The 19,084-nt window shown below is 70.5% G+C and carries 16 protein-coding genes; 8 read left to right on the top strand and 8 right to left on the bottom strand.

Annotated elements, in window-relative coordinates:
* Positions 1–2: 2 nt before the first annotated feature.
* From WMF46_RS49720 to WMF46_RS49710, 3 genes are all read right to left on the bottom strand, one after another.
* Positions 3–404: a hypothetical protein gene (locus tag WMF46_RS49720; protein WP_437983673.1), complete on the bottom strand. Its 402-nt coding sequence runs from the start codon at positions 402–404 to the stop codon at positions 3–5.
* 335 nt (positions 405–739) lie between these two features.
* Complete coding sequence (locus WMF46_RS49715) at positions 740–1,981, bottom strand: TIGR02270 family protein (RefSeq protein ID WP_437983672.1); 1,242 nt, start codon at positions 1,979–1,981, stop codon at positions 740–742.
* 43 nt (positions 1,982–2,024) lie between these two features.
* Positions 2,025–3,983, bottom strand: a complete 1,959-nt coding sequence (locus WMF46_RS49710) for a type VI secretion system Vgr family protein (protein ID WP_437983671.1) — start codon at positions 3,981–3,983, stop codon at positions 2,025–2,027.
* A gap of 276 nt (positions 3,984–4,259) precedes the next feature.
* Here WMF46_RS49710 and WMF46_RS49705 point away from each other — a divergent pair, with 276 nt between their 5' ends.
* The 6 genes from WMF46_RS49705 (at position 4,260) to WMF46_RS49680 (ending at position 10,535) form a co-directional block, all read left to right on the top strand.
* Entirely contained in the window at positions 4,260–5,021 is a 762-nt protein-coding gene (locus tag WMF46_RS49705; protein ID WP_437983670.1) for a hypothetical protein, read from the top strand.
* Positions 5,022–5,303 carry a protein kinase domain-containing protein gene (locus WMF46_RS49700; RefSeq protein WP_437983669.1) on the top strand — a complete coding sequence of 94 codons (282 nt, stop codon included), beginning with the start codon at positions 5,022–5,024 and terminating at the stop codon, positions 5,301–5,303.
* A 287-nt stretch (positions 5,304–5,590) separates the two neighbouring features.
* Positions 5,591–7,675, top strand: coding sequence for a serine/threonine-protein kinase (locus tag WMF46_RS49695; RefSeq protein ID WP_437983668.1), 2,085 nt, complete (start codon positions 5,591–5,593; stop codon positions 7,673–7,675).
* Between the two features lie 94 nt (positions 7,676–7,769).
* Complete coding sequence (locus tag WMF46_RS49690) at positions 7,770–8,873, top strand: serine/threonine-protein kinase (protein WP_437983667.1); 1,104 nt, start codon at positions 7,770–7,772, stop codon at positions 8,871–8,873.
* Positions 8,874–8,880: 7 nt separating this feature from the next.
* Positions 8,881–9,525, top strand: coding sequence for a hypothetical protein (locus tag WMF46_RS49685; RefSeq protein WP_437983666.1), 645 nt, complete (start codon positions 8,881–8,883; stop codon positions 9,523–9,525).
* A gap of 8 nt (positions 9,526–9,533) precedes the next feature.
* Positions 9,534–10,535 carry an MBL fold metallo-hydrolase gene (locus tag WMF46_RS49680; protein WP_437983665.1) on the top strand — a complete coding sequence of 334 codons (1,002 nt, stop codon included), beginning with the start codon at positions 9,534–9,536 and terminating at the stop codon, positions 10,533–10,535.
* A gap of 6 nt (positions 10,536–10,541) precedes the next feature.
* Here the strand turns inward: WMF46_RS49680 and mobA are convergent, their stop codons facing one another.
* Positions 10,542–11,342, bottom strand: a complete 801-nt coding sequence (gene mobA / locus WMF46_RS49675) for a molybdenum cofactor guanylyltransferase (protein ID WP_437983664.1) — start codon at positions 11,340–11,342, stop codon at positions 10,542–10,544.
* Positions 11,343–11,511: 169 nt separating this feature from the next.
* Between mobA and WMF46_RS49670 the strand changes: the two genes are divergently transcribed.
* Positions 11,512–12,570 (top strand): hypothetical protein, encoded by a 1,059-nt coding sequence (locus tag WMF46_RS49670; RefSeq protein ID WP_437983663.1) that lies wholly within the window; start codon positions 11,512–11,514, stop codon positions 12,568–12,570.
* A 133-nt stretch (positions 12,571–12,703) separates the two neighbouring features.
* On the opposite strand, the gene WMF46_RS49665 is transcribed toward WMF46_RS49670, so the two are convergent.
* From WMF46_RS49665 to WMF46_RS49655, 3 genes are all read right to left on the bottom strand, one after another.
* Positions 12,704–13,423, bottom strand: a complete 720-nt coding sequence (locus WMF46_RS49665; protein ID WP_437983662.1) for an acetolactate decarboxylase — start codon at positions 13,421–13,423, stop codon at positions 12,704–12,706.
* 31 nt (positions 13,424–13,454) lie between these two features.
* A complete protein-coding gene (locus WMF46_RS49660; RefSeq protein WP_437983661.1) occupies positions 13,455–13,943 on the bottom strand; it encodes a MarR family winged helix-turn-helix transcriptional regulator in 489 nt (162 codons plus the stop codon).
* 224 nt (positions 13,944–14,167) lie between these two features.
* Positions 14,168–16,066 (bottom strand): FAD-binding oxidoreductase, encoded by a 1,899-nt coding sequence (locus tag WMF46_RS49655; RefSeq protein ID WP_437983660.1) that lies wholly within the window; start codon positions 16,064–16,066, stop codon positions 14,168–14,170.
* Between the two features lie 232 nt (positions 16,067–16,298).
* Between WMF46_RS49655 and WMF46_RS49650 the strand changes: the two genes are divergently transcribed.
* On the top strand, positions 16,299–17,594 hold the full coding sequence (locus WMF46_RS49650; protein WP_437983659.1) for a CapA family protein: 1,296 nt from the start codon (positions 16,299–16,301) through the stop codon (positions 17,592–17,594).
* Positions 17,595–17,955: 361 nt separating this feature from the next.
* Here WMF46_RS49650 and WMF46_RS49645 read toward each other — a convergent pair whose 3' ends face one another.
* Positions 17,956–19,080, bottom strand: a complete 1,125-nt coding sequence (locus tag WMF46_RS49645) for a glycoside hydrolase family 11 protein (RefSeq protein ID WP_437983658.1) — start codon at positions 19,078–19,080, stop codon at positions 17,956–17,958.
* Positions 19,081–19,084: the final 4 nt, after the last annotated feature.

Below are 19,084 nucleotides of genomic sequence, written 5' to 3'. Positions count from 1 at the left end.
GCTTACTCGATCGTTCGAACGACCATGGCGTGTTTCAGTAGGACGTTTAATTCGACCCGGGGGAGAACCTGTAGCTCAATCGAGAGAAGTGGCACGAAGAGGTATCGGCGGCACCAGCCGAGCGGCGGCGCTGCACAGAAGACCCGATAGAACCTCCCCAAGCGCCGCGCGCGTTCCGCCCAGACCGCTTCCACAGCTGGGACGAAACCGGCGATGTCATCCGGCACCGTCACAATATCATGAGCGCGTTCGACAACCCAGAATCCATGGTCGGAGCTCTCAGCGCTAGCGCCCACCGCCACGTCGAACAGACGCTCGATCTGGTCATCATCGACAGTGGCTACCAAACGATCGCCCTGACGCAGGTATGTCCGGCTGACTGAGCGCTCAGCGCTGGCTGTCATGGTACACGTAGGTTCACAAAAGGCGTATTTTCGACTAACCTCATGGGATAGCTCTCGAACATCACTCGTGTTTGGCGAAGCATGCTCCGCCAAGGGCGGCAACCCTAAAGCCGACTCCGGAAGCTCTCGCCTTTCGAATTTACTTGTGCTCCCGTGCGGTTCAAGTTTCTCGAGCCGGCTCGGCGCTGCGCGCCCTCCCGCGCAAGCGCTCGCGCCCATCCCCGACAGAGCCCGGCCGTGTTGAAGCGGCGCGCCAAGCCCCGAGCTTTCGTCCTGCCGCGCAGTCGCACGCGCCCCGCGCGCCCTGCGCGCGCGACCACCCCGGCGCTCATCCCCTACACCCCAAGCTCCGCCCGCTGCACTTCCCCCCGCGCACGCACCTCGAACACTCCCAGCCGCGGCCTCAGGAAGCACCGCTCTATCGCCGCCGCCGCCCTCGCCGGCTGGCTCCCGCGCCGCAGCACCTCGTTCAGCCCCTCCAGGTCGACCCCCCTCCCCCAGAGATGCCTCGTCCCCGCCGCGAAGTCCCCTCTCTGGCGCGCCCACCACCGCCCCACCGCCACCGCATCAGGCCACGGCAGCCCGTCGTCCGGATCGGGCCCCACGTCCTCGTCCTCCGGGTCGTCGCTCGGCCCAGCCTCCTCCAGCGCGGGCCCCTCGAGCTCCTCTCTCACCAACTCCACCCCCGTGATCAACGACAGCGCCCCGCCCGCCAGGCGGGCCAGCCTGGGCGCGCTCATCCGGTCGATGAGCCACGGCACGTGCGCCGGATCCCCGAGCGCCCCCACCCCCGCGATCGCCGCCCGCGCCGCCCTCGGCGATCCCCCGAGCCCCCTCAGCCACCGCGCCCCCGCGTGCGGACCGAGCCGCCGCAGCGCCACGCCCGCAGCCCGCTGCGCGAGCGCTCCCCCGCCGGCCGCGATCTCCAGCAGCACATCCATGCCGCGCTCGTCCCCGAGAAGCGCCGCCGACCACGCCGCCCAGAACCGCACCGCCTCGTCCTCGGAAGAGAGCGCCCGCCGCGCGTCGTCGATCCCCTCCACGTACCCGAGCTCCCCGAGCGCCTTGAGCGCCCGCGCCCGCAGCCGCGCGTCCTCGGCGGAGAGCGCCTCCTTGAGCGCCGGCCCCGGATCCCGCCGCCGCACCGCGCTCGCGGCGATGCCGATGGTCCGGAGCGCCGGCCCTGCCTTCGCGCCGAGCAGCGCTGGCAGCACGTCCTTCACGAGCTCCGGCGCCGCCCACCCGAGCGCCGACACCACCCCGCGCGCCACATCCGGCGCATCGATCCCCCGCGCGATCAACGCCGCGATCGCCCCCTGATCCCGCCGCGTGAGCGCGAGCGAGAGCGCCGCGAACACCTCGCCCGCCCCCCCTTCCTCGGCCGCGGCCGCGCAGCCGTCCCACGCCGCGCGCCCACCTCGCTCCAGCAGATCGAGCTGCGCGGCGAGCCGCCCGTCGACCTCCGCGAGGCCCTTCAGGTCGTACCGCGGATCGCGCGCCGCACTGTCGCGCTGGCTCCACAGGAACCCTGCGTTGTCCACCGCCTGAGCGAAGACCTCCTCCTCGGTGATCGACAAGGGCGCTCCTTTCGCGACGCGCTCGCCCACGCCCGGGCGGACGTCAGTTGTTCTTCACCTCGCTGCCCTTGATCGCGACCTTCCCGTCGCCCTTCAGCGTGAGATCCGCGCCGGCCTCGCCCTTCAGCGCCTTCCCAGCCTTGAGGGTCATCGCCTGCTCGCTCTTGATGGTCACCGTCTTGGCCTCGATGACCAGGTTCCCCTTCACCTTGAGGACGTGATTGCCCTTCACCTCCTGGGTGAAGTTGGCCTTGTTGGTGTGGGTCTCGTGCCCCTCGACCGTCAGGTCCCGTGTCCCCTTGACCGCGTGCGACTCGTTGCCCTTCGACACGTCGATCGTGCGGTTGCCCTTCCCCACCGTCAGCAGGTCGTCCCCCTTGTCGATCGTCACCGTGCGGCTCTTCTCCACGCTGATGGTCTGGTCTCCACCCACCGCCAGCGTCTGATCGTGGTCGATGGTGATCGCCTGGTCGTGCTTGACGCCGATCGTCCAGTCGTTCTCCACGTCGACGACCATGTCCTTCTGGGCGTGCATGAAGAGCTCCTCGCTGTCCTTCTTGTCCTCGAAGCGGAGCTCGTTGCCCGCGCTGCCCCCCTTCGACGAGCGGGACAGGAGGGTGCTCTTCGTCTGCTCGCCGGGAAGCGCGTAGGGGACCGTCTGGTCCGCGTTGTACACCGACCCGGTGCAGAGCGGCCTGTCGGGATCGCCGCCGAGGAAGCTGACCACGACCTCCTGGCCGACGCGCGGCAAGAACCAGTTGCCCCACCCCTTGCCGGCCCAGGACTGGGCGACGCGGATCCAGCAGGAGCTGTTCTCGTCGCGCTTGCCGTACCGGTCCCAGTGAAACTGCACCTTGATGCGGCCGAACTCGTCGGTCCATATCTCCTCGCCGCTCTTGCCGACGACGACGGCCGTCTGAGCCCCCGCGATGAGGGGCCTCGGCGTCACGCGCGCGGGGCGAAAGGGGCTCTGCATGGGCATCGCCTCGAAGGAGTTCTGGTACTCGTCGTTGTCGGCCGAGTGCGTGACGGCGAGGAGCAGGTACTCGCCGTTCACGTCGGAGCGCTCGTGCTGGACGAGCTGGAACGCATGGCCGGCCGTGAACGCGCGGCAGAACGAGCTGCCGACGAGGCGCCGTGCCACGCCCTCCTCCGCCTCGATGCGACGCGTGGCGATCGCGTCGCCGGCGCCCTTGTCGGCGTAGCCGCCGGGGTACTCGAAGAGCGCGAGCTTCGCCCCGCCGCCGCTCGCCTGGCTGAGCAGCGAGGTGCTGGGCGCCCTGAAGTTGTAGTCGGTCGCCGCATACGACCCCGCGACGACCTCTCCGATGAGCTCGCAGACGGTCATCGCGTCCTCATCGCGCGTCGAGGTCTCGGCGGCGCCCACGTGGCGCACGTCGCCGAGATCGGGGCAGCGCGGGTTGCCCGCGCTGTCGTCGCCGAGGACGAGGGTGTGCTTTCCGTCCTCGTGCTGGAAATAGTAATAGATGCCCTCCTCCTCCAGCAGCCGCGAGACGAACTGAAACGCGGTCTCCTGGTATTGGACACACACCTCGCGAGGAGCGTACGAGCCGGTCAGCTCGTCCTTGTGATCGGAGAAGCCGAGGTCATCGAAGATCTGCTTCACGATGTCGGGCACCGATCTGTCCTGGAAGATGCGGGAGTCGGTGGTCCTCGTCAGAAACCAGAGCCAGGGGTGGATCTCGGCGCGATAGGCGGTCCTCGGCTGGCCGCCGTCGACATAGACACGGCCGGCCTGACGGAAGCGCGTGACGACACCGTGGATCATGCGCTCGGCACCGCTGGAGAGGCGGATGACCGCGGTGATGCCCTGGCCGACGATGGCAGAAAAATCGATGGCCCGCTCCTCGGACAGGAGGTCGAGCTCGAACCGAAATAGGCCCGACAGCCGCTCCTCGCCATGGATCCTGACGAGGGCGAGGGCGTCGGGGCCGAGAGGGCTATGGAGGGCGAGGATCGTCTTCGCCTGGGAGTAGGGCATCGCGCATCCTCTTGGTTCAGGGCCGGTGGTCGGGCCGAGACTACCACAGGGGGCCCGCGGAGCCGCAGCGCGGCGACAGGCCCAGAGGCCATTGGCGTCCAGCGAGCGGTGTGCGACAAGGACATCGCTGCCCTCGAGAGGCGGCGCTGATTCTCTTCGCTGGCGCGGGTGCGTTGTGACCCCTTACGACGAGCTCCCCTCCCTGTTCCGTGGGCACCTGACGGCGGAGAATCGCGCGTTCTTGCTCGCGAAGCGCGGGCGCTTGCTGGCGGACGGATGGCGACCGGGCTGATACTCCTTGCGCTGGCGGCGCTGCTCGTGGCGGCGCTCGTCGCTGAGCGGGGGCGACGGCAGCTACGGAGGGCTCTCGAGGAAGCGCGGCGCGCGCTCGCTGCAGGAGAGGCGGCTCATGCCGAGTCGGCGCGAGAGCGCAAGGCCGAGGCCGTGCGCCGCGGGGCGGAGGCCGCTCGCAAGGCGCAGGATACAGCGCAGCGCGAGACCGAAGCGGCTCGCAAGGCGCAGGATTCAGCGCAGCGCGACGCCGAGGCAGCCCAGCGTGAGGCCGAAGCGGCCCGACAGGCACAAAGCGCGGCCCTGCGCGAAGTCGAAGCGGCCCGGCAGGCGCAAAGCGCGGCCCTGCGCGACGCCGAAGCGGCTCGGCAGGCGCAACACGCGGCCCTGCGCGACGCCGAGGCATCGCAGCGTGAGGCCGAAGCGATCCTGCTGGCGCAGCACGCGACGCACGCCGCCCTGGAGTCCGCGAAGGCTGTCGCAGAAACGGAGCGCCAGGCAGCGCTGGAGGAGGCCCGGCAGGCGCGCGCCGAGCGGGACTCGTTCGCGCTGGAGGCGCGGGTGCTGCGCGCGGAGCTCTCGACGGCGCGCAAGCCTGTCGAGAAGGCGCCGCAAGCGGCGGAAAAGCTCGCGGGGGCCTCCGTGAAGCCGAGGACGCCGAAGACATCCGAGCAGCCGGGCAAAACGAGTTGGTGGTGTCAGCAATGCGGGCGAGGAGGAACGCGGCCTGAGCGGTGCTGCCGATAGGTGCCGGAGAGTACTGCGCGCTACCGGGTGCGGGGCCTGATCGGCCGCGGCGCCATGGCGCAGGTGTTCCTGGCGGAGGACACGAAGAGCGGCGCGCCCGTCGCGCTGAAGCTCCTGGAGACGAGGCTCCGCCGCGAACCCGAGGTGAAGGCGCGGTTCCTCCTGGAGGCCACGGTCGTTCACCCGAACATCGTCGAGGTCCTCGACATCCGCCTCCAGGAAGGGTCGCCTTACCTCGTGCTGGAGTTCCTCTTCGGCGAGTCGCTGAGCTCGCTGCCATGATCGTTGCGAGCGGGCGGCCGCTCGGGGCAGGGAGCCGCTCGCAGGATATCCGGCAGGCGGCGCAGGCGGCAACGCCCGCGCCGCCGAGGGAAGCCGATCTCACCTCAGGATCGGTTCGGTCGATCGGCGCGCGCGCAGACCGAGCCGTCGCTCGTCTCCACGCAGCGCACGCCGGAGCGACCGCCCCCTGTCAGTGAGCCCAACATCTACACCTCGACTGCATTGTGCCCCCGAACGCTTGACCACGGCTTGAGGCCGCCCTGCTCAGCGTCGTACAATCGACCAGAATGAAGTTTTTCCAGGCCATCGCTCGGATGGGGCTGAAGTCGGGCGACGATCCGAAGGTGCGCCAGCACAAGAAGATCCTCACGCTCACCGCGGCGCTCAAGGCGTGCGCGTGCCCCGTCTGGGTGATCGCCTATGGGGCAGCCGGGGACCACCGCTCGGCGGCGATCCCGCTCGGCTACATGGTGTGTACCGGCCTGAGCCTCGCCCACTTCGCCAGGACGAAGGAGTTTGCCGGGTTCCGCTTCCGTCAGGCGCTGCTCATCTTCGCCCTGCCGTTTCTCATGCACGCGAGCCGGGGAGGGTTCGTCGGCTCGAGCGGCGTCGTCCTGTGGGCGCTCCTCGCGCCGCTGACGTTGCTGCTGTTCCACGGATCGCGGGCGTCCGTCCCCTGGTTCATCGCGTACACGCTGCTCGTGATGGCCGCCGGCGTTGCCGACCCGCTCCTCTCCGGCGTCGCGCCGGAGGCGCCTCCGAGCCTCCTCGCCGGCTTCTTCGCGATGAACCTCCTCACGGTGTCGGCCATCGCGTACGCAACGGTGCAGTATTTCGCGCGCCAGCTCGCGGAGGAGCAGGAGAAGCTCGCGGAGCTCGTCGTCTCCTCGGCACAGGCGCTCGACGACATCGCGAGGTGGTCGTCCGCCGCGGCGGCGCAGATCGCGGAGGCGATCGGCGCCCGCGAGGTCGCGGTGTGGAAGGCCGAGGAGCAGGCGATGGTCAGCCTCACCGCGACCACCACCGAGGCGCCGCACGTCGACGCTCTGCGCCACGCCGCGCTACCCCAACACTCCTTTCCGAGATCCGCGGATGTCGTGGTCCCCGTCCTCGGCATGTCGGGCGACGTCCACGGCGCGCTGGTCATCGTCGGCGGCGGCGTCGTGTGGAGCGATACGACCCGACGGCTCGTCCGCTCGTTCGCGCACCACCTCGGCAGCGCGCTCGAGCTCTCGCGGCTGCGCAAGGATCTCGCGAGCGCGGCGGAGCGGCGGGCAGCGACGCTCGAAGACATGGTGCGCCGCGGTATCGATATCCTGCAGATATGTCCCAGCTGCCAGCGCTGTTACGATCAGCGTGTGGAGCGATGCCTCGATGACGGCGCCGCGCTGAAGAGGCCGCGGCCGTCCCCCTATCGCGTGGCGGGGCGGTATCGCCTGACCCGGGCTGTCGCGGAGGGCGGCATGGGCAGGGTATTCAAGGCCCACGACGAGCGGCTCGGGCGCGAGGTCGCGCTCAAGACTATCAGGACAGAGCACTTCAACAACGAGGATGTGCGCGAGCGGTTCGCGAGAGAGGCGCGCCTCGTCGCGCGAATCCGTCATTCGTCCGTCGTCGAGGTGTACGACTCGGGCGAGCTCGAGGACGGGACGCTCTTCATCGTGATGGAGTGGCTGGACGGCTTCACCCTCGCTCACGCGATGAAGTCGCACGGGCCCGGGACGCCAGCCCAGGTGGCGGTGCTGCTGCGCGAGGGTGCCTCGGCGCTCGGCGCTGCGCACGCGGCGGGGCTCGTGCACCGCGACGTCAAGCCGGAGAACATCTTCCTGATCCCGTCGACGGGGCCGGGCGACTTTCACGTCAAGATCCTCGACTTCGGTATCGCCAAGGAGCTCTCCGCCGACGTGAGCGCGACCTCGACGGGCATCTTCCTGGGAACTCCGCTCTACATGGCCCCGGAACAGGCGCGCGGCAGGTCGGTGGACACGCGCAGCGATCTCTACTCCTTCGCGGCCGTCGCTTACCAGGCGCTCACCGGACGCCGCATCGCCGCCGGAGAGGACCTCGCCACCATCCTGTCGAGCCTCTCGTGCGCCCCTCCGGCGCCCGTCTCGTCGCTGCTCCCGGGGACGCCGCCGGACGTCGACCGCGCCTTCGCGCGGGCGCTCGCGCTGTCGCCCGACGAGCGGCCTCAGGACATCAAGGAGTGGGTGAGCTCGTTCGTCGGCCTGCTCGACAGCCTGCCCAAGCGGAGCCCGGGCTGGCGCATGTCAGGCGACGCGCCCGACATGGAGGAGCTCTCCAGCGCCGAGACGGTCCTGATCCACGAGCCCAGGGCGCGGATGCCGTCGGACATGTCCCGCGTGTCGTGATCGTGCCGCGCCCCTTCGCGAGGCGCGATCACGACACGCACGTCGGGTCTTGCAAAAGGGGCGGCGGAAGGGCTATCCCCGAGAACGGGACCTCATGCTGTGCCCTCGTTGCCACCGGCGGTACGCGGATGACCACCGCTTCTGCCCGCACGACGGAGAGAAGCTGGTCGCGAGCCACGACATCCGGCGGATCCGGTCCCAGCCCACCGAGCACGTGGGCGCGATCATCGCCGAGCGGTACCGGGTGCGGGGCCTGATCGGCAGCGGCGCCATGGCGCAGGTGTTCCTGGCGGAGGACACGAAGAGCGGCGCGCCCGTCGCGCTGAAGCTCCTGGAGGCGAGGCTCCGCCGCGAGCCCAAGGTGAAGGCGCGGTTTCTCCTGGAGGCCAAGGCCGCGGCCACCGTCGTGCACCCGAACATCGTCGAGGTCCTCGACATCGGCCTCCACGATGGGTCGCCTTACCTCGTGCTGGAGTTCCTCTTCGGCGAGTCGCTGAGCTCGCTGCTCCTGCGCGAGAAGCGGCTGTCCCCGGAGGCCGGCGTGCCCTTCCTCCTGCAGGCCGCGGCCGGGCTCGGCGCGGCCCACCGCGCGGGGATCGTCCACCGCGATGTGAAGCCCGCCAACGTGTTCCTCGTGGGGGAGAAGGGCGACGCCTGGGCGGCCAAGGTCGTCGATTTCGGGTTCGCGAAGCTGTACGAGCACTCGGGGCTCACGCAGGCCGGGGTGACCGTCGGCACCCTGGAGTACATGGCGCCGGAGCAGACCGTCAGCGACCCTCCCGACGGGCGCACGGACGTCTACGGCTTCGGCATGCTCATGTACCGGATGTTCACCGGCCGTCTCCCCTTCAGCGTCGCGCGGAGCTCCTCCCCCGCCCTGGCGCCCGCCATGGACGAGGCCGTGGTGCTGGCCCACCAGCTCGTCACGCCGCCCCCGCCGCCCAACCTGGGTGAGAGCCCGGCGTCGCGCGCGCTCGAGGCGGTGATCGTGAAGTGCCTGCGCAAGCGGCCGGAGAACCGGTATGCCTCGATGGAGGCGCTCAGCGAGGATCTCGCCCGGCTCGGGCGGCCAGGCGCGCTGGCGGCGCACGCGCCGATCGCCTCGCCCGACGTGTACGCGGCGCAGACGCCCTACGGAGAGCACGCGGCGCGGTTCCTCTACAAGCAGCTCGGCAGGGTGTACGGCGACGCGCCGTAGCCGCGGCATGCCCGGAGCGCGCTCCCTCGCGCGACGCCGCGCTCCTGCGCTGGCTGCTTGCGCCGCCGCGCTCGGCTGGCTGCTCTGCCCGCTCGCCGCGGGCGCGTCGCCGCTCGCCCTGGGCGCGTCGCCCGAGGCGCCGCGGCAGGCGGCGCCGGCGGCCGCCGCCACGGAGCCCGACATCCGCCCCACGCTGGCGTGGCTCCTCGTCCAGCTCGTGCCGAGCCCCGAGCTGTGGCTCGAACCGGGCGAGGCGCGCTTCGGGTTCCGCTGGCAGGTGACGCCGCTGCTCTACTCGTTCGGGATCAACCGCAAGCTCTCGCCGTGGCGCGCCTTCATCGCGGAGCCGCTCACGCGCCACGCCGGCTCGATCGAGCTCTTCGGCTCGCCCGGGTACGTCGCCCGTCCGGGCGCGTTCGCCGATCGCTGGGTGATCCGGGGCGGCGTCCGCGCTTATTTCCCGCTCCTCGACGGCGGCGACTACCTGTCCTGCTCGCTCGGCGGATCCGCGCTCTATGGTCGAGGACACGTGGCGGCCTCGTACGAGGCGGGGGTCTATACCCTGTTCGGCGCCCTGGGCGCGCAGGTGGCGACCACGCCGACGGCCGCCTTGCGATCGACAACGATCACGCTCAGCATCCGCTACTTCTGACGCCGCGCATGGCCACGCGCCCCTCCTCGTCGCCAGCTCGCCTGTCCGCCGCGGCGCTCCTCGCGCTCGCGGGCCTGTCGTGCGGCGTGCCCGCGCGCATCCTGGAGAGCAACGTGGCGAGGCTGTTCGCGAGCCCGCTGCCCGTGCCGGACAAGGTGCGCGCGCCGTACCGCCCCGAGGCGAGGCTCGCCGCGCTCTGGGTCGGGCACGCGACCGTGCTCGTGCAGATCGACGACCGATGGATCCTGACCGACCCCGTCTTCACGTCGACGGTGGGCATCATGGTGAAGCGGCTCGTCGAGCCGGGGATCGCTCCGGAGGACCTGCCGCCCATCGACGCCGTGCTGATCTCGCACATGCACCTCGACCACCTCTCGCTCGGCTCGCTGTCCCTGATCGAGCCGAAGGTCCGCGCGCTGCTCGTGCCTCGGGGCGGGCTCGTCTACGTGCCCAACCATAGCTTCGCGTCGTTCGAGGTCCCGACCTGGACGACATGGCGGCAGGGAGATCTCAAGATCACGGCCGTCCCGGTGCGGCACTCCGGCTATCGCTACGGGCTGGACCGGGACTGGATGACCGAGAGCTTCACGGGGTATGTCGTCGAGTACCATGGAATCACGGTCTACTTCGGCGGCGATACAGCCTACGACCGCGACGGCTTCGTGAAGACGCGCGCGCGATTCCCCTCGATCGATCTGGCCCTCTTGCCGATCGCGCCGGTGGGGCCGCGCGAGTTCATGGAGAGCAAGCACGTCGATCCGGCGGAGGCGGTGCAGGCCTTCCTCGACCTCGGGGCGCGGCGGATGATGGCTATCCATTTCGACACCTTCATCAACAGCACCGACACGTTCGGAGAGGCGCCCCGCGAGCTCCGGCGCGTCATGGCCGCGCGCGGGCTGGGGCCGGATCGGGTGGTCCTGCCCAGGCACGGAGAGCAGCGGATCCTCATCACGAGGGGCGAGCCCGGGGGCGCGGCGGCGGCGAGCGCGCCGGCGCCGCGCGGCGAATAGGCCGGGTCAGTCGAGCTCGCGGAGCGCCGCCGCGTAGTCCTCGGGCGTGTTCAGGTTGCGCAGCGATCGCAGCGCCGGATCCGCGGCGCGGAGCCGCGGATCCGCGAGCAGGAGCTCCGGCTCCGCGACAAGGGTGCGCGCCCGCTCGAACAGGGTGGAGAGCCGCAGCCTGCCCTCGGCGAGCAAGGCAGCCACCTCGCTGCGCACCGAGCACGCGTACACCGCGGCGAGCGGGTGATGGTGCCCCTCCGCCCGCGGCACCGCGATGGCGTGGCCGCCCGCCTGGAGCTCCGCGAGGCGCCGCACGAAGGCGGGGTGCAGGAAGGGCGCGTCGGTCGAGGTGACGTAGGCCCGCTCGGCGAGCGGCGCGATCGCATCGAGCCCGGCCGCGATGCCCTGCAGCGGCCCGCGGCCCTCCACCGGATCGCGCACGAGCAGCGCCCCCTCCGGCAGCGGCGGCAGCTCCTGCCCCGGCGCCGCGACCACCACGATCGGCCACGCCGCCTCGCCGAGGCGCCGCACCACCCGCTGGAGCAGCGGCTCGCCCCTGAACGGCAGCCATGCCTTGGGGCGCCCCATCCGGCGGCTCTGCCCGCCGCACAGCACGACGCCCGCGAGGCCGGCCACGCGGCCCGCCCCGTCGCCGTCCTCCGAGGGCGCCGTCATGAGCTGCACCGCCGTCCTGCATACCATCCCCGCCCGGAACATGCGCTCGCGGCGCGCGCCGAGCGCCGAGCGCCGCCGCCGGTGCCCTCGTGCCACGACCGGAGACAGCCCGCCGACGGCCCGCCGGCGTCGAGTGGACACCGGGAGCGCGCCGTCGTACCCCCGCGGCCACCCGGTCGATCGCTCGCCTGGTGCACCCACGACGCCAGGCGCCGCGGAATCACGCGGGGCGAGACCGACATCGCGACGCTGCGCGCTTCAGCCCTGGTCGACCTCGGCCGCGGCGCATCGACGAGGAGTCCCATCGACCATGAGCGAGGCCTGGATCCTGCCGCGGGGCGAGCAAAGCATCCTTTTTCGGCGCACCGCAGCGCCGAGCTACCGTGAGGGCGCCGCGGCCCTCGTCGAGGTCGGTCCCGTCCCCATGCCCGTGCGCGCCGTGCACCGGCTCGACATCGAGGCCGACAGGCTGGTGATTGCGCGCCACGGCGCGCTCACGGTGATCCGCGGGCTCTCGGGCGAGCGCGCGGCCAGCGTCGTCGACATCCAGGGCAATCCCGACATTCACGCGATCTTCGTCATCGACGATGTCGCCTTCACGGGCGGCGACGCGGGCGAAGGGATGCTCGGCTGGGTGGACCTCCGCGCGCCCCAGAAATGGCGTCCCATCGGGGTGCCGCGCGAGGCGCGCGCGGCTGGCAAGGGAATCGACGGGTTCGCCATGCGCGGCTCGCGCCTCGTCGCCATCGACGACAGGGTGCTCCCTCGCTTCATGCTGCTCGTCGACGTGACGAGCCCGCGCGAGCCGCGGCTCGTCGAGAGCCTGACCCTGGTGGACCATGGCTCCTTCGAGCGGGTCGTCTCCGTCGCCTCGACCAGCGACACCGTCGCCTTGCTCTCCCATTCGCCCTCCCGCGTCGGTCCGTGGACGCACGTCGCCTTCATCGATCTACGGACGCTCCAGCAATGGGCGGTGCTCCACGTGAGGCGCCTGGAAGGCAGTCGACGCTCGGCCGAGCGCTCGTACGGTTTTCACGCCATCGCGCTGCACGGCGATCTCCTCTTCGTCGCCGCGGGCGAAGACGGCATCGGCGTCCTCCGCGTCCCGCCTCGCCCGCGCGATCTCGCGCCTCGGAATCCCACGGAGCCGCCGCATCGGATTCCGTGGGACGCGAGCATCCCGATCGAGGGAATGCGCTTCTTGCCGGTCCCCAGAGGCCCGGTGATCGACGTCGTCCCCGTGGACGAAGCGCGCGCGTTCGCGGTCGTCGAGGTGCGCGCGGGCGGCATCTTCGGGCGCACGAGGCTCGACAGCGTGCTCGTCTCCACAGGCGGTGGAGTGGAGGCGCCCCCTCAGACGCGTGGGTGAGCTATCTCAGGCCGCTCGCCTATCGGTATCGGCCATGAGCGAAGTCCCGATGCTTCCGCATGAACGGCGCGCCATTGCGATCGGTCGGATCCTCCGCTGAGCGCGCGGAGACGGCGGCGCGGGAGGTCGAGCCTCAAGGCGCCGGCAGGAGGACCCGCGCGCCGCGGGCGAGCGTCACGCCGTCCACGTGGCCCATCAGCGGTCGCTCCGGCAGGACGACGTGAAAGTGCGTGTTCGACCCCATGTGCGTGAAGACGCCGTGGTGACGCTTCGAGAAGAAGCCCACCAGCACCCCCTCCGCGGCGGGGAGCGCTCCGTTCACCGACGCCCGGACATGGTCCGCGTGACCGGCGCCGGGGGCGAGCTTTCTCCCGTCGACGACGTGCCAGCGGAGATCGCGGAAGCCGCCGCGCACCTGGACCGGGACGGCGCCCTCCGTGTCGAGCCCGCGCTCCCGCAGCAAGGCCTCGATGCGCGCGTCGATCTGCCCGTCGGGCACGTCGGCGTCGAGCGTCGCCTCCTGCCAGCGCGCGACGTTCGCCACCACGAAGAGCGTCGCCTCCTCCTCCGCCCCGGCGGGGCGCACGTCGAGGGTCCCGTCGTCGCGCGCATAGGAGGTCCAGATCGCGTCGTCGACGACCGTCACCTCCCCGCGCAGCGCGCTGAGCGCCCCGATCCCGAACGCGCGCGGGCCCGGCACCACATCGCCGATGCGCACGGCGGGCCCCGTCTGCCCCTCGTGCATGATCGCGCGCAGCGCGCCGAACGAGCGGACCTGCACCGCCACCGGCGCGCCCGGCGCGGGTCCCGCGGCGGCCTCGCTGGAAGGCGTGCAGGAGGCGATCGGAGACATCAAGAGAGCTCCGAGGAGCCCGGGAAGAACGCTAGGGAGAGTCGCTCGCATCGCTCGCATGGGGTTGCACCTCTGTCGCGCGGGTCACGCGCGAGAGCGCGCCATTCAGGACGTGCAGCGCGCGCACGACAGCGGCGCGCTCCTCGCAGGGGATGGCGTCCACGATCGATTGAAACCGCACCAGGCTTTGCCCCTCGAGTCGCCCCGCCATGCGGCGCCCGGCCGAGGTGAGCCGCAGGCGGCGGACCCGCCCGTCTTCCTCGCTGACGTCCTGCTCCACCCGGCCATCCTCGCGAAGGCGCTGTATCAGCCGGGTGACATTGCTCTTGTCGATGCCGAGCGCCCGCCGCAGGTCGCTCTGGGAGATCTGCTCGCCCGCCCGCTCGGCGTCCGCCAGGACCGTCAGGGCGTGGGCCTCGCGCGGCGCCACCCGGACGCCGCACGGCGTGCGCTCCTCGTCCAGGAGACCGAAGCCGCGCACGAAGGCGCGGACCTCCGAGCGGAGCTCTCTCGTGGTCACCCTTCGAGGAGAACACAGATGGTTGCGATGCGCAACCAATTTGGGAAAGGGACGTCCCGCTCCGCGGCCACCTCGGGCACACGGCCGGCGACTGCCCCGTGAGCCGTGGGGCCGGCTGGGTCCGCGCAATTTCGTCCGGGTGGCGCCGCCCCGATCTCTGAGCTAGCCGCTGGCGCGGCGCTTCCAGCAGCGCCGCGCCCCGCCGGCGGCCGCGCCGCCCAGGGTCAAGGCGAGGGCGCTCGCCCCTGCTCCTCCGCGCTCGAGAGCGCGACCTCGCCGAGCACGCCGTGGTTCGCCGCGCCGAACAGGTTGTCCGGATCGACGGCCTGCTTCACCTGCTGCATGAAGGCGCGCGCGCCGTCCGAGTAGATCTCCTTCACGAAATCCTGCCGGATCTTGCCGATCCCGTGGTGGTGAGACAGCGACCCTCCGGCGGCGAGGATCTCCTCTCGCGCGGCGTGCTCCATCTCGGCGTAATGGCGCACGGGGTCGTCGACGCCCTTGGCGTAGAAGCCGAGATAGAAATAGATGCAGACGCCCGTGGGGTAGACCTGGGTGATGCGGCCGGTGAAGAACGGCTTGCCAGGCAGGCGCCGCTGCTCGTGCTCGCGCAGGATGCGCTGGCGCACCCGGTCGTAGAGCTCGAGCGCCCGGCTCCACGGGACGCTCGTCTCGAAGCTCTCCGCGATCGCCCAGTGCTCGAACGTGAGATCGCGGATGTACGCGATGCCGAAGGTGAGCTGATAGCCGCGCTCGCCGTTCGCCGCGCCCGCCTTCATCCCTCCGTGCTGCGCCGCGATGCGGTAGAGCGTCTTCTCCTGGAAGTCGACCTCCTCCTTCGTCCCCTCGAACACGAGGGTGGCGACGGCGAGCTGGTGCGGATCGAAGCCCTTGATCCGGGTCACCACGAGCTTCTCCGCCTGGCTCTTCACCCGGGCGAGCAGCCCGGACTTCTTCGGCTTGAGCGCCTGACCGAAATGGAACTGCGTGTTGTCCATGACGCGCACGCTCGCGGGCAGCGCGCCGGCGACCTGCAGGTCGTAGAGGAACGCGAGCCCGCGCGCGAGATCGGGGAAGATGACGCTGCCGTAGCGCTGGACCTCGGGCAGGGGGAACAGCTTGACGACAGCGCTGGTGACGATTCCATAGTTGCCCTCGCTGCCGAACATGCAGTTCTTCGGGTTGGCGCCGACGCTCTCGCGCGGGGCCACCTGCGGCCGCTCGACCACGCCGCGCGCGGTCACGACCTGCATGTCGAGGACGAGATCCTCGATGTTGCCATAACGGTTCTTCTTCATCCCGCTCGCGTTCGTCGCGATCCACCCCCCGAGGGTCGAGAACTCGAGGCTGTCGGGCTCGTGCCCCATGGTGAGCCCGTGCTTCTCGAGCTCCGCGACGATGTGCCGCCCGGTCGCGCCCGCCTCGATGCAGGCCATGCGGTTCACGGGATCGAGCCAGAGGATCCTGTTCATGCGCCGCATGTCGACAGCGATCACGGTCCGCTCCTCGTGGATCGACAGGCGCAGGGCGTCCGTCACGTTGGTGCCGCCGCCGAACGGGACGAGGCACGCGCCGTGTTGCTTGGCGACCTCGGCGAGGCGCACGACGTCGTCGTGCGACGCGGGGAACACGACGAGATCCGGGACGCGCTCGAGGCGCTCGTAGCGGATCGCCCAGATCTCGGCGCCGGTGTGGCCGTGGCCGCGCCGGAGGCGCACGAGCGGGTCCTGCGAGATCTGATCGTCCGAAAGGAAGCCGCGGAGCGCGGCGAGCAGCTCGCTCGCGACCTTGGCGTCGGGGATCTTAGGCGGGTAGTGCGGCTCGTTGCGGTTCTCGTAGGAGAGCGGCGCGGCGAGCGTGGCCGACATCCACGGGAGCAGCGACGGCAGCTCGACGTTGCTGATGCTGTACCGCGTGCCGGTCAGCACGACGCTGCCGCTCGGCTTGACGACGAACCGGGTGTCGGCGAAGCCCCAGCCGTCCTTGCGCTCCTCGTCGCGCGCCTCGTCGCGCGCCTCGTCGCGCGCCGGCGGGCCCGGCACGATGCGCGTGCTCGACGGCGTCGCGCCGCGCGAAGAGAGCAGCGTCGAGCCCGAGGGAGTCTCACGTCTTCGATTCACCATGGAGATAAGGCCTTCCAAGCAACCCGCGCACGAGCGCGCGTCCAATCCCGAGTAGATCGCGCTGGAGCGGGCCGGACATCCATCGAGAGCGCGCGGCCGCCGATCGACGCCGCGGCTCCTCTGGGCCTGCTCAACGCGCGGCGATGGTGGCACGAACGTCGGCGGGCGTACCACCGGATACTTGGGCGCGGCCGCGGGCCCGTGGATAATGCGCGCCGAGACGCCGCTCGCGATGCGCCCTGCCCCTTTCTTCCTCGCGATGTGCGCAGCGGCCGCGCAGATCGGCTGCGAGCGGCCCGCCAACGTGGGCGCCGGGCTCGCGCCTCCGCCCGTCGTCGCGCCGACCGCGCCCCGCGACGTCGCGGAAGCGACCCGGGGAGCCCGCGCCGCGCCAGCTGCCGCCACCGCCGCGCCGGCCGCCACCGCCGCGCCGGCCACCGCCGCGTCCACAACCGCGCCGGCAGACGCCACCGCCGCGCCGGCGGACGCGATCACGCTCCTCGCCGGCGGCGATGTCTGCCTCGGCAAGGCGCTCGGCCAGGAGCTGCTCCGCGATCCGGCGTACGATCCGTTCGCCTCCGTCGCGGCCCTGTTCGCGTCCGCCGACGTGCGCTTCGTCAACCTCGAGAACCAGCTCAGCGACCAGGGCGGAGAGACCCAGCACGCGCGCCAGCCGCTCGTGTTCACGGGCCCTCCGGCCGGCGCGGACGCGCTCGCGCGCGCTGGCATCGGCGTGGTGTCGCTCGCGAACAACCACATGTGGGACTACGGCAAGGGCGCGTTCCTCGAGACGCTCGGCCACCTGGAGCGCGCGGGCGTCGCCTACGTGGGCGCCGGCCGGACGCGGCTCGAGGCGTACGCGCCGGCCGTCATCGAGCACCGCGGCTTCCGCGTGGCGCTGCTGGCCGTGACCGGCATCTGGAACCAGGGCTCTCTCTGGCAGCACCCGGCGCGGGAGTTCGTCGCGGGCGCGGAGCGGGACGGGCTCGCCGCCGCGGTGCGCGCCGCGCGCAAGCGGCCCGGCGTGGACGCGGTCGTCGTGAGCTACCACGGCGGCACCGAGTACCTGGACACCCCGCTGCCCCAGGCGCGCGCGCTCGCCGGCGCCGCCATCGACGCGGGCGCCGACGCCTTCCTCGGCCACCACCCGCACGTGCTCCAGGGCATCGAGCTCCGCCGCGGCCGGCCCATCTTCTACAGCCTGGGCAACTTCCTCATGAAGGTGAAGAGGACCGGCCCCGCGGTCGAGCTCGCGATGCTCGCGCGCCTGCGCCTGCGGCGGGGCGCGCCGCCCCTCGCCGAGATCTGCCCGGTGCGCAGCGACGGCCTCGGGACCGTCCCGCTCGCGGCCGACCCGCGGCGGGCCGAGACCGAGGCCGCGTTCGCCGAGCGGATGCGCCGCGTCTCGGTGTTCGTCAAGGGCGAGCCGGCGATCGGCCCCTTCGCCGCCGACGGCTGCGCGCCGCTCGAGCCCGCTGCGGAGGCGGCCCCCGCCTCGCCGCCGAGGGTCGCCGGCCCGATCCGCTGAGCGACGCATCGCGTCCTCGCGGCGGACTCGCGCGCGAATCGCTCGGCACCGTCGATCGGCGCCGGCTGTTGGGCTGAGGCCGCCCGAAAGGGCGCCCGCGAAGCGGAGGGCCTCGATGGCGTCGAGCACGGCGCCATCGAGGCATTCGACGGGCGTTCGCGCCGTACACCCACGAAACGTCTAGAGCGATAAACGGGTTGAAACCACAGGAAAGAGCAGGAGTTTTACAGAGAGGCGGAGAGCGAGAGACGGCAAGAGGGAGAACTTCATTTTCTTCTTCCTCCCCGCCTCCCCGTCTCCCTGTGAAATTCTCCGGGTTTCAACGTGATCGACGCGCTAGGAGCGCCCCATTTTCTTTGGATCAGGGCGTCGCGTTCCAGACGCGACCAGCTCCAGTTCCATTGCTACCGGGGTTGAACACCTCGACGGCCAGGACCTGATAGGTGGGATCGTCGCTCGCATCCAGGTTGTTCATGTTCGGGAGCATCCAGCCGTTGTCGGCCCATGCCTTCACGTGATCGGCGAAGATGATCTTGTGGTCCTGTCCGAGGGCCTGCGGTTGAGCAGGCTTGCTCCAGTATTGGTAGAAGGTGGAGCGACCATTGATAGAGGGCTGCTGATTCCGCGTCGAGCGGTAAGTGGAATACTGAACCCCATCGCTCGTGAAGGTCTTGCCAGCGGTGGCACCCGCGCTGGGATCATAGCTCCATCGCTGCAGGATGTAATACTCCACCAGGTGCGCCGCGTTCGACGTGGGCATGCTCTTGTCGTACCCCCAGCCGTACAGAGCGATATAGCTCGCGCCGCTGTCGCTATTGAGGCGGTAGCCGATCACCCTCTTCTCATCTCCGTAATGCCACCCTGGACCACCGACATAGTTATAGCCGCCGCCCTGCCAGGTCACGCTGAACTCGCCGTTCGGGTCCACGGTCATCGATGTCGAGCCGCCATCCTTCCAGTGAGTGAAGAAGAAGTCACCGACGTGGCCCGTCGCGTGATTCGAATTGATCACAGTCTTCTCAGTGTATCTCTGAGTGTAGGCTGAGTACTTGGAGAAATCGGGGAGGGGCGCCTCCGTTGTATCCAGCTCTCCATCGTTGGAGAAAATAGCAAATCCTGCGATGGTGGGGTTATCCACACCCTTGATCAGCTCAATGGTGACGCTGCCGTCATTCACCGCGACATCCGCGAAGGTCTCCGTGTGGCCCACGTCATGACCAACTTCGGCATAGATATCCAGATCACTGATAACGGTGTTACCTTCGATCGCAACGCCAAAGCTGCGCGATCCAGCGCTGGTTTTATTGATCTCCGCGAAATGCAACTTCACGGTGTAGTTGCCATTGGCGGTGACCGGGATTTCATACTTGAATGAACCATACCGCTCTGTTTGATAGAGCTGCCCACCAACGACAGAGTCTTGCGTGCTGCTGGTCGTACCACCGCTGGCGTATTTGTCCGCCTGGTACTCCACGCCATCAACCATTGAG

The organism is Sorangium sp. So ce117, assembly GCF_051524395.1.
In the GTDB taxonomy this organism is placed as follows: Bacteria; Myxococcota_A; Polyangia; order Polyangiales; family Polyangiaceae; genus Sorangium; species Sorangium cellulosum_B.
This window is presented reverse-complemented; position numbering and strand designations above follow the sequence as displayed.